Consider the following 14,990-nt stretch of genomic DNA (forward strand, 5'->3'; position numbering starts at 1 on the left):
TCTAATAATGCGAGGTGGATAGCAAGGTCTAACCTCACTATCCACCTCAACGCATTGCTTTCGTAAAAAATTCCGCTTCTATTACTTGGCGGAGAATTCACCGATCTGGAGACCGAATGGACGTGAATCATTGCCGCCGGATGCCTTGCGAGGCAGGTCGGTGATGTCCAGGAACACGTGGGTTCCTTCCATGTAGTCCTTGTCGTCGTCCTTGGCAGTTACCGATACCGAAGGACCGGAGAATGAACCCTTGGCTACCGACTTGGCATCGCCCAGGTCTTCGGATTCGCCGACGAGGATTTCGTAGTTGCCGCCGGTGCCGTTCAGGCCCTCGAGATTGACCTCGGAGATCTTGGACTTCTCGTCCAGTTCCAGGATGAAGACCATGTTGGAAGCGAAGCCGCCAAAATCAGCGGTGGTGTACGAGTACGTTGAGTAGGTGCTCGAGGCGTTGCCGTCGATCATCTGGCCCAGCTTGCCATCGGTTTCGGAGTTCAGCTGCTGATTGCCGGGAACCAGGCGGGACACGTCGTCGATCTTCGGAGCCGGCAAGGAATCCTCGGCTGAGTCCTTTTCCTTCTCGGTCTCGGATGGCTTTTCCGGGGACTCCACGGCAGTTGGCTGCTCGCCATCGGCGGTGGTGTTCTTGTCCCCACCAAGGAAGTTGAAAGCGAACACGACTGCAACAATCAGCACGATGAGCAAGACGGCGCCAACCAGCAGGCGAGTTCCCTTGGAACCGCCTTCTTCCTCTTCCTCTTCGCCGACCTGGGGGTCCTGGGCAGGAGCATTCTTGGCAGCTGCGGGGAAGGTCGAGGCTTTCGGAGCAGCGGCAGCGGCGGCACCCGCAGCGGCGCCTGCGCCGGCTACGGCTCCAGCTGCTGCAGCCTTCTTCTTTGCCGGCTTCTCGTCTTCCTCGGCAGGCATCTGGGTAGGCTTGGCCGGCGTCTTGCCCTTGGACTGCGCAGCGGCAGCCAGGGCCGCGGTTGCGGTGACATTAGGCTCGTCTTCGTCTTCCAGGCGGGAGACCTTCGGCTTGTCTTCGGCCGCTGGCTTTTCAGCTGGCGCGACCGGGGTAGCCATGGTGGCGGGAACCTGCTCATTAGGCGCAGTCTGGTCGAACTGTTCTTCTTCAGGCTGTTCCTGGTTCTTCTTGCCGAACCGGTTCTTCAGTCCTGCGAAGCCACCAGCCAAGGCGGAACCGATCTTGCCCTGCTGCTCTGGTTCGTCTTCGTACTGCAGCTGGTCGTAGTACTCGTTGTCGTCCTCATAGGTCTCTGGGACGGCCTGGCGGGACTCGCCGAAGATCTCGGTGCCCAGGGTGTCGGTGAAGAACGGCTCAACATATGGAGCGTCGTCGGTTTCCAAAACCAGGTCCAGCAGGTCCGAGGAACGCGCGGTGTTGGCGACGAGGTAGGTCTGGTTGGCATCGGTGATGCCCAGATCCAGCACCTGAACGTTCGAAGCGCGCTCGCCCATGGCGATTTCGCGTGCGCTCGTTGCCAGCTGCGACGAATTCTCCACGGAAGCCACCATGATGCTGACCGAGCGGTTCAGTACCTGGTCTACGCCACCGAGTACCAAGTCTCCTTCAGCTGATGAAAGGATACTCTCGGTTACTTGGTAGCGACCGCTGAGGACAGAGCCGACATCGATTGGCTGCGACACGTGCATCTCCAAGGGGTTGATTTTGGTTCGGTGGCGGTCCACGGACCACCACCTGCCATGTTACCGGTCAGATCAAGCTATTTGGTGCCTATTTGCCCAGAATCACTAGCAAGTTTCAGCGGACCATCAGCGATTGAGTCCCGGGATTCTGCGAAGGATCGGACCGAGGAACGACTGGAGCTCCGGGACCTTGGTTTTGTACAGCAAGCCAATGAAGACGATGCCCATCACCAGCGCGACAATAGCCACCGAAACCAGGGCGCTGACTACGGAGTCGTAGGCGAATCCGAAGTTGAATCCCCCCAGCAGCCAGAGCGCTATGCATCCAATGATGGAGGAGAGCGTAGCCATCCAACCGACTCGAATGTAGGTGTCGATGACCGAGGAAACACCGTAGTTGCCGTAGCGGCGCTTGATCAGATAGTGGGTGCCGACGCAGGTCAGCACGTTGGTCAAGCCGTAGATGAAGGCAATGGCGGCGGCGATATGCAGCGGATCGACCACGGCGGCAGCGGCGAACGCCAAGATCAATCCGAGCCCGGCGGTGGCCGACTGGATCAGCATCGGGGTGCGGGTATCTTCCTCTGCGTAGAAGACACGCAGCATGAAGAACTGCAAGGACTTGAACGGCAGCCCAAGCGCGGTGAGCACCAGCAGCTGCCCGAGAGCGCCCGCGGCCTGCGCAGCATTCTCGGAGTTGCCGGCAAAGAGCCTGCCTAGCGGTCCGGCCAGCACGATGAAGACCAGCGTGCAGAACACGATAGGGATTGCGGTGGAGCGCATGCCCTGATTGAGCAGCTTGCCAACATCCTTGCGGCGGTTCTCGGTGAAAGCCCGGGCGAAGTCGTTGAACAGCACGGTGGCGACGGTCAGCGCGAACAGGGAGTGCGGCAGCACGGTGATCAACTGCGAGGTGTTCAACGCGTACTCGCCGGCTACCGAGGCGGCCTGTTCGGGAGGCAGCTGCGCTCGAGCCGCGGTAGCTCCGGACACGATCTTGGAGTACACCAGCGAGGAGAGATTGCCGATCACCATGGCCGCCAGGGTCCAGATCGCCAGCTTGCCCACGTGGCGCAGTCCCATGCCGCGCCATTGGAAGTCCAGTGTCAGTTTCAGCCCGGTCTTCTTCAGTGGCCAGAACAGCGCCACCGACTGCAATACGATACCCAAGGTGGCACCGCCAGCCAGCCACATGGTCTTGACCCCGCTCCAATCCTGCATCGGGTCGCCCGAAGAGTAGGCGCCGAAAGTCAGGATGAAAGCGCCAATGACGATCAGCTGGATGATGTTGTTGACCGCAGGAGCCCACATGAATGCGGCAAAGCGGCCATTCGCGTTCAGCACCTGGCCCAGTACTGCGTAGAGCCCATAGAAGAAGATCTGCGGCAGCGACCAGTAGGCAAAGGCCGTTCCCAACGCGATCATCGGCTCGGTCCAGTTATTGGTGAGCACTGTGATCAATGGCCTGGCGCAGAGCGTGAGGATCAGAGTCAAAATACCCATGCCCACGACGGTCAGCGTCACCAATTTCGACGTGTACGCGGCGCCGCGGTCCTTCGCCTTGGAGGCCTTGATCAGCTGCGGGATCAGCACGACGTTGAAAATGCCGCCGGCCAGCAGCATGTAGATGATAGTCGGGATGATATTGGCTTTTTCAAAGATGTCAGCCACCGAGGTGACCGAACCAATGGCCATCGCCAGCAAGGCCGTGCGCACGAAGCCCAGCAAGCGTGAGACCATCGTGCCGGAGGCCATCAGGGCATAGATCCTGGAGCGCGAGCCAACAGGCTGAGCTGCCTGCTGCGGGGGAGGTCCGGCGACTACGTCCATGGCTCCGGTGTGTAGCTGATCGGAGCCCGCAGATGGATTAGGAACCTGAGACATGCTTTGTAAGGACCTCGCGTGCCAGATCAGCGATCCGGCGCTCATTAGGGAAGGACAGGCGCTTGCCCAGGGAACCGATGGGGACCCAGGCAACATCGACGGCTTCATGATCGGGATCATTCTCGATCGTCAGATGCCCGCCGGTAGCTTCCAGCAGGAAATGGTGCACGGTCTTGTGCACACGGTAATTCGTCACGGTGAACCAGTAGTCGACCGAACCCAGCGGGGCGAGGATGCGTCCGGCAATGCCGGTCTCTTCCTCGATTTCGCGGATAGCCGCTTCCTCATTGGTTTCCACGCCCTCCGGGTGGCCCTTGGGCAGGCACCATTCCAGCCGTCCGCCACGGTTGTACCGGGCAATGATGGCCACTGGGAAGGTGGGGTCGTTGAAGTCGATCACGATGCCGCCGGAAGAGACTTCTTCCACGGTCGGCAGGCTCGTGTGACCGCCAGTTGCCTGCGCGCGAGCCATTGACGCAGTCAATGGGGTGCGCTTTGGGGCAGACGGGATCGGTCGGTTCATGGAACCACTCTATCGAGAAAGTACCGTTCGCCGCCTGATCGACGTGGACAAGTAAGTTATCTCGCAGGCAAATCCGTCGGAATTTCAAGCATTCTTCCGGGATTTCTGGCACGCTTAAGTAACTATGCATGCACTTCCCTCGCCTGACGCACTGCGTCAAATCCTGCCCTCGGTTATTTTCGACTTGGCCGACCGTTTTGTTCGGGCGGGCCATGAATTGTCGCTGGTAGGTGGGCCGGTTCGGGATCTGTACTTGGGACGCGTATCCCCGGACCTCGATTTCACCACCAGCGCTCGCCCGGAAGAAACCATCAAGGTGATTTCCGGCTGGGCCGATAACGTTTGGGATGTGGGACGCGAGTTTGGAACTATTGCCTTCAAGAAGGGCGAACACACGCTAGAGGTCACGACCTACCGCGCTGATGCCTATGACAAGGAGTCGCGCAAGCCGATCGTTGCCTTCGGTGATAACCTGCACGACGATCTCTTCCGTCGGGACTTCACCATGAACTCGATGGCTCTGCGCTTGCCGCAGCTCGAGCTGGTGGATCCTTTCGACGGCGTAAGCTCGCTGGAAGACGGGTCCATCCGCACCCCTGGTGCACCTGATATCTCCTTCTCTGACGATCCGCTGCGCATGATGCGTGCTGCCCGTTTTGCTTCGCAGCTGAAGATCGAAGTCAGTCCAGAGGTGCGCGAAGCCATGAGCGGAATGACCGATCGGATCGACATCATTTCCTCCGAGCGGGTTCGCGATGAACTGGTCAAGCTGATCAACGGTGCAGACCCGCGCGCGGGAATCGACCTTCTGGTGGAAACTGGCCTGGCCGATAAGGTGCTGCCCGAAGTCTCGGCACTGCGTCTGGAAATTGACGAGCACCACCGGCACAAGGATGTCTACCAGCATTCGCTGACCGTGCTGGAACAAGCCATGGCGTTGGAAACCGACGAAGAGGGACCTGTTCCCGGCCCGAACTTCGTGTTGCGCTTCGCGGCGCTGATGCACGATATCGGTAAGCCGGCGACCCGCAAATTTGAACCAAGCGGCGCGGTATCCTTCCGCCACCATGACATGGTGGGTTCGAAGCTCGTCAAGGCGCGTATGCGCGCCCTGCGTTTCGACAAGGACACCACCAAGTCCGTAGCCCGACTGGTCGAGTTGCACATGCGCTTCTATGGCTACGGCGAGGCCGGCTGGACCGACTCGGCGGTGCGCCGTTACGTCACCGATGCTGGAGACCTGCTCGAGCACCTGCACCGCCTGACCCGTTCGGATGTCACCACCCGCAATCGCAAGAAGGCCGACCGCCTAGCTTTTGCCTACGACGACCTCGAGGCGCGCATCGCGCAGATCGCCGAGCAAGAAGAGCTCCAGTCAATCCGCCCGGATCTTGACGGCGAGCAGATCATGCACCTGTTGGGAATCAAGCCGAGCAAGGTCGTTGGCCGCGCATACAAGTTCCTCTTGGAACTGCGTTTGGACGAAGGCCCGCTGGGCGCGGAAATCGCCACTGAGCGCTTGCGCGCCTGGTGGAAAGAACAGCCTGAAGCCCAGGAATCGGCTACCGAGGGGTAACCTCTGACCTGAGCACCAAGGGAAAAGCACCTGAAATCCGCATGGATTCGGGTGCTTTTGCCGTCCCCGGGAAAGTGCTTAAAGTTTCTGCGCAAATTTGTAGCGCATCGGGGATAATCCATGTATGCTGAATACTGTGATTGGGAAGTCTCAATGAGACTTGCGGATCGAGAAAACTTTTCAAAGAGGCCCCATGGCATCCATGGCCGGCCGAGAGCAGATTTTAGGAGGTGGCGAAATGATTAATACCAATTGGTACACAGAGACTCATCGCGGAGCGCGATTTATTGGCGGCTCTCCCATGTCTCGTCTGTGCAAGCTCATTTCCCCAACCTCCGGACAAGCGGATTCCTAACTCACGGTAAATCCCGCATAAGTTCCTGAGGTTGCAGGTCAGTAATCGACTCTCATCCTTAGGAACTTTTTTCATGCCTAGTCCACTGTTCTCCTCATCCGCTCAACGGGCAGTTCGCACCTCGGAATTAATCTTCGCAGGACCAGAAAGCCTGAAAGCTCGCGCCATTTCAACTACGCGCCAAGATCTTCCCTCCCCTTCTACTTTGACCGAAGGGAGGGACAGCAAATGAAAAAGCGTCAAGACAAGCGCAAGTTCACCAACCTTGATAGCACCGAGTTCAACCGCCGCATGCGTCAGCGTGAGCTGAAGAACCACGTGCCACCAGAAATGTACCTTCGAATTCGCTAAGGCCGGCAACGCCATTACCGTTGCCCGCTAACAAGAATCCGAGGTACCCATGATGAACTCGCAAGGCATCGCCAAGAGGCCCGCCGGCCTGCAAGCCGGCGGGCTTCTCCGCATCCAGAGCACCGTCGAATACAGCAATGGCCAGGACCGAACGGTCCTGGCCATTGCCTTTCCGCTAACGCGGAGGGCTAGCGCTCGATGTCGCCGCGAATGAAGGCTTCCACCTTGTTGCGCGCGGTCTCATCGTCGTACTGCTCTGGTGGCGACTTCATGAAGTAGCTCGAAGCCGACAGGATCGGACCGCCGATGCCACGGTCCAGGGCGATCTTCGCTGCGCGTACGGCATCGATGATCACGCCGGCCGAGTTTGGCGAGTCCCAAACTTCCAGCTTGTATTCCAGGTTGACCGGAGCATCGCCGAAGTTGCGGCCCTCGAGGCGGACGAAAGCCCACTTGCGGTCATCAAGCCATGCAACGTAGTCGCTTGGGCCGATGTGCACGTCGTCTTCGCCCAGGGCGGCGGAGGTGTTCGAGGTGACTGCCTGGGTCTTGGAGATCTTCTTGGATTCCAGGCGATCGCGCTCGAGCATGTTCTTGAAGTCCATGTTGCCGCCAACGTTCAGCTGGTAGGTGCGGTCCAGGACAACGCCGCGGTCTTCGAACAACTTGGCCATCACGCGGTGGGTGATGGTTGCGCCGATCTGGCTCTTGATGTCGTCGCCAACGATTGGCACACCGGCGTCAGTGAACTTCTGCGCCCACTCTGGGGTGCCGGCGATGAATACTGGCAGGGCATTGACGAATGCAACGCCTGCGTCGATGGCGCACTGTGCGTAGAACTTGGCGGCCTGCTCGGAACCAACTGGCAGGTAGCAAACCAGGACATCGACTTCGTTGCCCTTCAGGGACTGGACGATGTCAACTGGCTCGGCTGCAGACTCTTCGATGGTCTCGCGGTAGTACTTGCCCAGGCCATCCAAGGTGTGGCCGCGCTGAACGGTCACTCCGGTGGTTGGAACGTCGGCAATCTTGATGGTGTTGTTCTCGCTGGCCAAGATGGCTTCCGAGAGGTCGAGCCCGACCTTCTTGGCGTCGACATCGAAGGCGGCAACGAACTGAACGTCGCCCACGTGGTACTGGCCGAACTGCACATGCATGAGACCTGGAACCGTGGAATCAGCATCGGCGTTTCGGTAGTACTCAACACCTTGGATAAGGGAAGTGGCGCAGTTGCCTACGCCTACGATGGCAACGCGAATCGGGTTCGCCGACACATGAACTCCTTATTGAAATGTATAAAACCTTTGGGCAATAGGGCGCGCAAAAGCGCATTGCGCAAATTGACCCACAATGATCTTAAGTCTTAATGGAGTGCAAACATTCCCAATCGTGCCCGGTATCACCGAATAACTATCGGGGCGGCCTCTCTGGGCTAGCGAAACCGAGGTGATTACTGCACTGTCTCAGCGCAGCTGCACCAATAGCAGGTAAAGCACCTAAGGATTGGATACTACTGACAATGACGATCAATTCAGGCATTAAAGTGACTTCATGGGCTAAGGCCTAGTTGGTCATGACCATGAGTTGGCGCCATTTTTGCGTGCTAGCCCGAACTGGTGCCGCAACTTCACCAAAACCCTGACTAGCGGTGCAGGCAACGTTGTTCTGAGGCGGTGGCGCAATGGCTGGCGGCGAATATGCGCCAGCATTTCCGGATCAGTGTGCAGCTTTCCAGCTCGAGCTCGCTGCGCGAGAATCTCGAGGGACTGAACGAAACTGTGGTCCACCCTGTGGAAGTAGTTTTCCCGCAACCAGGCTTTGGTAGGTTCACCGAAGCTCAAGCCGGCGACGTCATCCAAGGTGCCGATGACGCCGGAGGCAACAAAGACCGTATTGATCATCTGCGCGCTGACGCCGAAGTCGGAAAGGACCAGCGTTGGCAACCCGCGATCAATGGATTCCAAGGCAGCAGTCGAAGACACTGTTACCAAGGCGCTGCCATCGGCCAATGCTTCACTCATCGATCCGGTATCGAAGCGAAGCCGCGACTCGGGCCCGATCCGCCGTTCGGACTGCAACTTCTCGAACAGCGAATCGTACGGGAACGCCTCGAGATGCGTTTGGGGCTCACCGGCCTTGGCGCGGAGCTTGACGATCACCTCAAGTTCGGGATTCATCTTGCTAGCCTGCTCGAGAGCCAGCAGGATCGACTCGCGTTCGCTCTCTTGGGCAGGTACCTTCGCTTGCGGCGCGAACACCAAGCGTTCGACCACCTGCTTTTGCGCTGGCGGGAATCCTGCCGAGTGCAAGAACGGGAGCTTGCTGACCATGATGGTCGGCTGGTGCCCTACCTGGCCTTCGATCATGAATGAGAAATCACGGGCTTCGGCATGCGAATGGCAAATGAACGCATCGCCGGCTCGACGATAGTTCCACCCCTTCTGCGTGGCGGGGAATGCCACGCCAGGCAGGGCGGAAATCAGTGCGGTGCACCGGCCATCAGTCGGCTCGGTGCGAAGCATGCGAGAGTAGATCTCGGCAACTACCGGCCCGGTGGCCGAAGCGAAAACAATGTCTTCATCTACGGTGTCGGCTTCTAATTGGGATACGGAAATCACCTGCAGGATATCCGGATCCAGATCCGTGCCTTCAAAGGCGGCTGCGATCTGGTCGGCGGTCGGCATCACCGGGGTCCGCGCCAAATACACCTTGCGATCCCATGCGGGACCTAGGCGGTTCAGGAAGCTCGTTGCCAGCTTCAGATAGGAATCCGAGTCGGCGATGGCAAGTATTGATGGCTTCATCGGCTGATTCACACCTTCAATGAACTGGATAGGTGCTCGCGCAACTCGGATGGGGTACCAGGGGTCCACCAGCTGTCAATCACGGCTTGCGGATAGAGGCAGCGGGCATCAGGACCCAGCAGCAGGCGCAGGGATGGAATCACCGTGGAAGGCAAGGCGCGGATCTCCTGGCCTGGTCGCAGGACACGCAAACGCATTTCAATGGGAACGGTGTGCTCCTTGAGCACCACCTGATCAATCCTCGAGATCTTCTCCAGCAATTCGGGAGTTTCACGGCGATGCGGGAAGTACGCAACCGGGCCTTCGGAAGCGATCTGCTCAATCCAGCGCAGATACGGCTGCTCAAAAATCAGCTCATCAGCCACCATCGCCGAACCGATCAGCAAGGTAGGTTCGGTGAACTGCTCGGCTACCGGCTGGGTAGCGAGCCATTCAAACTTGTGCTGCGCGAATTTGATCCCCAGATCAGCCATCTTCTGACGGGATGCCGGGTCGACATACAGCGCTGAAACGATCAGCAGGCGATCTTCACGGGCCAGCTGGCGCAAGCGATGCCAAGTCGCCAACCCCATGGCCACGCGTGCTGCGGAATTCCTGGTCCGGGCGCGCACCAACGGGGTGGGCTCATCGGAAATGAGCTGCTTGATCAGGGCCAGCGTAGCCATGCCGTCATCGATGATCACGATTTCCTTGGCCCGTACGCCTGCCAGCAGCGTGCGCTGGATCTTGCCCGAGTAGGCGTCGCCGGTGACATACCGATCGGCAGGGCCCTTGGGCTGCGGAGGCTTACGCGCGGCCGGTTCAAAATGAACCCCTGCAGGGGCATGCTTCAGCATTGCCTGCGTCGTGGCTTCCAGGGGCATTCCCTGACGGGGGATGATCCGGATGTCCGTGCCCAGCAGCCCCGCTGCATGCGTTTCTACCGCCGAAAGCAGCTGCAGTGGCGACTCCACCCAAACGTGCGCGGTGCCGAAACGCGGGCGTGGCACCTCGTGGGTGTCATGTTGAGTCAGTTTCATCATGGTGAGGGTCATTTTGCCAGTCGGCTCAGGGATTTGGAAAGCGTGTCCAGCTGCTTGGAACCATTGCGCAGCACACGGCGCGAGGCCCCGCGGACTCTGGAAGGCAGCGAGCGGCGCGAGCTGATGTGCGCCCAGCGTGGAGGCAGCTCCAGCCTGGTGATGCGCCGGCGCTTGAAATGAGCCGAGAACTCCGGGTAGTGCGCGGACAAGAAGGACTCGGCCTGCTCGCGCAGGTGAGGCAGCTGCGCGGCCTGCATGCAGTAGGCCACGGCAGCCAGCAGTTCGGTGAGGCGGTCGCCGCCGCCATCGTGCGCCGGAACCGCCACGTCCTGGACGAACAAGGCATGAATGATGGACAACGGGATGCGGTTGGAATTCTCGTATGGAGCCAGCGCCTGGAGCAGTCTGCCGGTGCCCACTGCGTAGACCTCGGTATCCAGGATGTACTTGGCGGTGGCCAAGCCTGTGGAGAAGCAGGAGATCACCACGGCTGGACGTACCGCCGCGATGACGGTTTCCGCCAGATGATCGGTGCCGACCAACCGGAAATCCAGCCCCATGTCCCTGGCGGCTGCAGACAAGCGTGCCGCTGAGGTGGCGCTGGCCGATGGGTGCGCCTTGAACAGGACGGTGGAAATTTCCCGGCGGGCCACCTCGTTGAGCATTTCCAGATGCAGCTCGAATTCTTCCTCGGCATCCATCAGGCCCAAGGAACCCAGGTACTGGCCGAGGATCAGCGCACTGCCGGTTGGCAGATCGAATTCTGCCCCCTGGGCCAGTTCGCCGAAGATTGCAGCCAGGCCGCCGGTGGCCAAGACCTCGCGCCGCGGCTCGAGCTCTGCGAGCAGGTGAGGCTGCAGTCCTGGAACCAAGTCCACATGGATGGTGCCCATGACGCGCTGGCGAAGCGGCATTGGCAATCGATTACGGGTTGGGCCATAGGACATCAAGCCGTCGGAGTGGATCCACAGCTGGGCATCAAAGAAAATACGCGCCAGCGCACGCGCCGGATTGACCTGGATGGATTCCAGAACCAAGGTCAAGGGTTCATTGCCCAGATCCCAAGCGCTGCGCAGGAGGCGTTCGAAAATATGCAGCTCGTCCTCACGCGGGTTGAACTGTGCCGGGCGACGCGGGGAGGTCAGCGCAGCGAAATCCACCACGCGGTCAAAGCGGGCGGCAAGCTGCTCGAAGCCCGGGACTTCATCCAACGCAGTAGTCAGTTCCGGAACCTGCGAGCCGTTAGCCAAGACGAGAATTCGTTCATCTGCCTCGGGGAGCAGTCCTGCATCGGCCATCGCGGCCAGAGAAGCAAGCTGGAAATAGCTGCTGGCTTCAATCAGTGCGATCACTTGGCGGCCCCGATCTGACCTGGCTGGAGGAAGGAGAGAATATGGCGGCGGCGGGCAACGTCCATCTCGAGGGCAACCTGGCGGGCCATCGGCGCATCAATAGTGGTGAATACCTGGCGCAGTTTCTGCTTCATTTCCAAGCGGACTTCCGGCGGGTAGTTCTTCGCGCGCTTCTCGTGGTGGCACACGATGGCGAAGAACTGCCGCATCGCCTTGGGCAGGTGGCGATCCGCGTCCGGGTGCAAGCGCACCTCGGTGAGGATCTGCGAGTAGGCCGGAATGAAGCCGAGCTGACGGTGGTCGAAGACCTGGGTCAGCGAGCCGGGCAGGCCGCGGCGGTAGAACACCCCGGGGGAGGAAACGACGGAATAGCGCTCGGTGTTCAGATGCAGCTTCCATAGCCAGAGGCGGTCTTCGGCGCTGTGCAACTGCGCGTCGAAGTACATCAGTTCGCGGGCGCGCATCAGGTCGGTGCGGTACATGCCCGCCCACACGAAGGCGTAGTCCACCATGGACGGCGAATCGATAGGTTCAATGTCATCGGCCGGGTTCAGCGGCATGCCGCGCAACGCCTGCGGGGCGCGGTGGATGACGCGATTGGTGCCGGTGACACGCACATGATCGCAACGCACGAAGTCCACGTGCAGTTCGGTCAATGATTCCGCCAGGGCTTCCAAATGCTCGGGGGAGTACCAGTCGTCGGGGTCGAGGAAGGTGAAGTATTCGCCGGTGACCTGTTCCAACCCGGCATTGCGGGCGGCAGAAACTCCGGCATTCTCAGGCAGCGAGATCAGGTTCAGGCCAGGCAATTGGTCTTGGTAGCTGCGAACCAGGGCAGCAGTCTGGTCATCGGAAGCGTCATCAACCACGAGCACTTCCAGCTCCCAGCGTCCCAGCTTCTGCCGGACCAGCGATGACAAGGCATCGCAAATATATGCTTCTTGGTTATAGGCGGGGATAACCACGGAAATGCGCCCGGGGATCAAACTCATCTGTGCTTCAAGGCCTTCCTCATGCAGACAAAAATAAACGGCGGTTGGACCCGTCGGTGAGTCCAACCGCCGGATACGTTGGCGTGCTTAGGCGTCGACGCGGCGCAGGCGCGAGAGCGGTGCCAGCTCGCCTGGGAAGACCTTCTTCACGCCGTCACCCATGGCCTGCTCCAGGATGCGGATGTCGCGGATCAGCGACTCGAAGCCCTTTGGCTCCAGCGACGAGGCCTGGTCCGAACCCCACATGGTGCGGTCCAAGGTGATGTGGCGCTCGACGGTCACTGCGCCCAGGGCAACAGCAGCCAGCGAGATCTGCAGGCCGCGCTCGTGGCCCGAGTAGCCCACTGGGACCTGGTAGCGGTCGCGCAGGGTCTCGATCATGCGCAGGTTGGCCTCTTCAGGAGGCAGCGGGTAGGTGGAGGTAGCGTGCATCATGACCAGGTTCGAGGTACCCAGGGTCTCGACGGCCTTGTCGATCTGCTCGATGGTGGACATGCCGGTGGACAGGATGATCGGCTTGCCGGTCTGCGCCAGGGCCTTGAGCAGCTCGATGTCGGTGACCGATGCGGAGGCGACCTTGTGGGTGACTGCACCCTGCTCTTCCATGAATTCGACCGATGGAACATCCCATGGCGAGGCGAAGGCGTGCAGGCCCTTGGAAGCTGCGTAGGAGATGAGTTCCTTGTACTGCGCCTGGTCGAACTCGACGCGGTAGCGGTAGTCCAGGTAGGTCATGTCGCCCCATGGGGTGGAGCGGATCTTGTCGCGCATGTCCATCGGGGTGGAAATGTCCGGGGTGCGCTTCTGGAACTTCACTGCGTTGGCACCGGCTTCAGCAGAGATATCGATCAGCTGCTTGGCGATCTCGATGTCGCCGTTGTGGTTGATGCCGATCTCGCCGATGACGTAGACCTGCTGGCCTGCGCCAACCTGGACGTCGCCGATAGCAACAGGCTTGATGTCAGTAGTCATGGAAGTCATGGGTATTGCCTTTCAGTGGGTGAAACTTGGAGAACTCTTGGTAGCGGTGCGTGCGGCGAGAACCAGTTCGGCTAGTTCCCGTACCGCTCCGTGCCCGCCCTTGCGGGTCAGTTTGTACCGTGCTGCCCGGTGCACATCTTCCTGGGCATCGGCCACGGTGATCGGCCAGCCGACCAATGCCATCGCGCCCAGATCGTTGATGTCGTTGCCCACGTAGGCAGCACGAGCCGGATTGATGGATTCGTCAGCCAGCCAGCGGGCCAGGTATTCGGCCTTGTTGTCGATTCCGTGGGCCACTTCGACGTTCAGCTTGGCGGCGCGGGCGGCGACAACAGGGTTGATTTCCTTGGAGAGAATAAGGAACTTCACTCCGGCAGCCCGCAACCGGGCCACTCCCATTCCATCGGAGCGGGAGACGCGCACGGTTTCGGTTCCGTGCTCATCGACATACGCGGTGTCCGGGGTATGCACCCCGTCGAAATCCGTGATGACCGCGTCGACTTCGATCGGTTCCCGGGTGGCCGGAACGGCCAGCCCAGCGAGCAGCAGGTCTGCCTCGGTATCGATGTCGATGCCGTGCTCTGCTGGAACTTCGTGAACCCGGACCTTTCCGAAGAAACGGTGCCCTGCCTCGCGGAATCCCCGGGTATCCATCACGTAGAAGGCCCCGGTTTCGCGGAAGCGCGGTTCGCGATCCTGGCGACGCGGACGGTGCAGCTTGTCGTGGCCTACGGCGACCGCTTCGCCCTGCGGATCCAGGCCCCAATGGAAACCGTGGTCCGCTACAGCTGCGAAGCTGACGTCGGCGCGTTTCGAAGAAACCGCCGCAATGGCTGCGTCCAGATCCTCCGGATCGATGAACGGGCTGGTGCACTGGATGAACACGGTGATCTCTGGCTGAGATTCCGCATTCGCTAGCGCGTGGAGCAGAACTGACTCGCTGCTGGCCGTGTCGCCGGCGATATCTGCCGGTCGATCGATGACTCGCGCCCCGTAGCGAAGCGCTTCGGCCTTGATCTGCTCATGGTCGGTACTGACCACGACGTCGCTGACTGCCGCCGCGGATCTGGCTGATTCGATTGCGCGGCCCAGCAGCGATTTGCCGCCGATCTCACGCAGGTTCTTAAGCCGGATGCCCTTGGATCCTCCCCTGGCGGGGATGATCGCCATGGCATTTGGCTGGTTGGTTTTGCTCACGAGTAAGACGCTATGGGCACAAGTTAACTAAGAGGGGGCATCTGGGTTAACGCACGGTGAAGTGCCGGTGTAATCACCTGTTTGTTTGCTGAATGCGAGGTCAGCAAGCGTTTTACGTACCAGTAGGCGAATCCGGAAGAGGGATTTCGAGCCCTCGGAACCGCATAAAAGATCAAAGCGACTAATGAAACATGAGTGTGCAAGGCGGAGCTTAGGCACAGAACATTTAGGCTGGAGGGTATGCACGAGCCAAACCAGTCACAGCCCACGCGTGGCCCCCTGCGG

Annotated in this window: 12 protein-coding genes; 2 read left to right on the forward strand and 10 right to left on the reverse strand. The window is 60.0% G+C overall.

Annotated features, from left to right (window positions below):
- Nucleotides 1-81: 81 nt before the first annotated feature.
- The 3 genes from ACIOTN_RS11920 to ACIOTN_RS11930 all read right to left on the reverse strand — a co-directional run bounded on the left by ACIOTN_RS11920 (nt 82) and on the right by ACIOTN_RS11930 (nt 4,075).
- Nucleotides 82-1,668: a hypothetical protein gene (locus ACIOTN_RS11920; protein WP_402735401.1), complete on the reverse strand. Its 1,587-nt coding sequence runs from the start codon at nt 1,666-1,668 to the stop codon at nt 82-84.
- A gap of 126 nt (nt 1,669-1,794) precedes the next feature.
- Nucleotides 1,795-3,498, reverse strand: coding sequence for a murein biosynthesis integral membrane protein MurJ (gene murJ / locus ACIOTN_RS11925; protein ID WP_402735402.1), 1,704 nt, complete (start codon nt 3,496-3,498; stop codon nt 1,795-1,797).
- A 37-nt stretch (nt 3,499-3,535) separates the two neighbouring features.
- The gene (locus ACIOTN_RS11930) at nt 3,536-4,075 is read right to left on the reverse strand and encodes an NUDIX domain-containing protein (RefSeq protein WP_105656609.1); all 540 of its coding nucleotides are present in this window, start codon (nt 4,073-4,075) and stop codon (nt 3,536-3,538) included.
- 124 nt (nt 4,076-4,199) lie between these two features.
- On the opposite strand from ACIOTN_RS11930, the gene ACIOTN_RS11935 reads away from it, so the two are divergent.
- On the forward strand, nt 4,200-5,651 hold the full coding sequence (locus ACIOTN_RS11935; protein WP_105656608.1) for a CCA tRNA nucleotidyltransferase: 1,452 nt from the start codon (nt 4,200-4,202) through the stop codon (nt 5,649-5,651).
- 583 nt (nt 5,652-6,234) lie between these two features.
- A complete protein-coding gene (locus tag ACIOTN_RS11940) occupies nt 6,235-6,357 on the forward strand; it encodes a hypothetical protein (protein WP_255209577.1) in 123 nt (40 codons plus the stop codon).
- 188 nt (nt 6,358-6,545) lie between these two features.
- On the opposite strand, the gene ACIOTN_RS11945 is transcribed toward ACIOTN_RS11940, so the two are convergent.
- The 7 genes from ACIOTN_RS11945 to ACIOTN_RS11975 all read right to left on the reverse strand — a co-directional run bounded on the left by ACIOTN_RS11945 (nt 6,546) and on the right by ACIOTN_RS11975 (nt 14,705).
- Nucleotides 6,546-7,631 (reverse strand): inositol-3-phosphate synthase, encoded by a 1,086-nt coding sequence (locus ACIOTN_RS11945; RefSeq protein ID WP_402735403.1) that lies wholly within the window; start codon nt 7,629-7,631, stop codon nt 6,546-6,548.
- Between the two features lie 297 nt (nt 7,632-7,928).
- Nucleotides 7,929-9,161: a DUF6716 putative glycosyltransferase gene (locus tag ACIOTN_RS11950; protein ID WP_286134086.1), complete on the reverse strand. Its 1,233-nt coding sequence runs from the start codon at nt 9,159-9,161 to the stop codon at nt 7,929-7,931.
- 8 nt (nt 9,162-9,169) lie between these two features.
- A complete protein-coding gene (locus tag ACIOTN_RS11955) occupies nt 9,170-10,183 on the reverse strand; it encodes a hypothetical protein (protein WP_402735404.1) in 1,014 nt (337 codons plus the stop codon).
- Between the two features lie 8 nt (nt 10,184-10,191).
- Nucleotides 10,192-11,535, reverse strand: coding sequence for a polysialyltransferase family glycosyltransferase (locus tag ACIOTN_RS11960; protein ID WP_105662210.1), 1,344 nt, complete (start codon nt 11,533-11,535; stop codon nt 10,192-10,194).
- Nucleotides 11,532-12,527: a glycosyltransferase family 2 protein gene (locus ACIOTN_RS11965; RefSeq protein WP_105656603.1), complete on the reverse strand. Its 996-nt coding sequence runs from the start codon at nt 12,525-12,527 to the stop codon at nt 11,532-11,534. The genes ACIOTN_RS11960 and ACIOTN_RS11965 overlap by 4 nt, the downstream gene beginning before the upstream one ends.
- Before the next feature lie 87 nt (nt 12,528-12,614).
- The gene (locus tag ACIOTN_RS11970) at nt 12,615-13,508 is read right to left on the reverse strand and encodes an N-acetylneuraminate synthase family protein (protein WP_105656602.1); all 894 of its coding nucleotides are present in this window, start codon (nt 13,506-13,508) and stop codon (nt 12,615-12,617) included.
- A gap of 12 nt (nt 13,509-13,520) precedes the next feature.
- Nucleotides 13,521-14,705, reverse strand: a complete 1,185-nt coding sequence (locus ACIOTN_RS11975) for a cytidylyltransferase domain-containing protein (protein ID WP_402735405.1) — start codon at nt 14,703-14,705, stop codon at nt 13,521-13,523.
- Nucleotides 14,706-14,990 lie beyond the last annotated feature (285 nt).

This window comes from Glutamicibacter sp. NPDC087661, from assembly GCF_044743275.1.
GTDB lineage: Bacteria > Actinomycetota > Actinomycetes > Actinomycetales > Micrococcaceae > Glutamicibacter.

Coding starts and splice junctions, on each gene's coding strand:
- ACIOTN_RS11940 (WP_255209577.1), top strand. CDS start 6,235: ATGAAAAAGCGTCAAGACAAGCGCAAGTTCACCAACCTTGATAGCACC.
- ACIOTN_RS11935 (WP_105656608.1), top strand. CDS start 4,200: ATGCATGCACTTCCCTCGCCTGACGCACTGCGTCAAATCCTGCCCTCG.
- ACIOTN_RS11930 (WP_105656609.1), bottom strand. CDS start 4,075: ATGAACCGACCGATCCCGTCTGCCCCAAAGCGCACCCCATTGACTGCG.
- murJ (WP_402735402.1), bottom strand. CDS start 3,498: ATGGACGTAGTCGCCGGACCTCCCCCGCAGCAGGCAGCTCAGCCTGTT.
- ACIOTN_RS11970 (WP_105656602.1), bottom strand. CDS start 13,508: ATGACTTCCATGACTACTGACATCAAGCCTGTTGCTATCGGCGACGTC.
- ACIOTN_RS11955 (WP_402735404.1), bottom strand. CDS start 10,183: ATGATGAAACTGACTCAACATGACACCCACGAGGTGCCACGCCCGCGT.
- ACIOTN_RS11965 (WP_105656603.1), bottom strand. CDS start 12,527: ATGAGTTTGATCCCCGGGCGCATTTCCGTGGTTATCCCCGCCTATAAC.
- ACIOTN_RS11950 (WP_286134086.1), bottom strand. CDS start 9,161: ATGAAGCCATCAATACTTGCCATCGCCGACTCGGATTCCTATCTGAAG.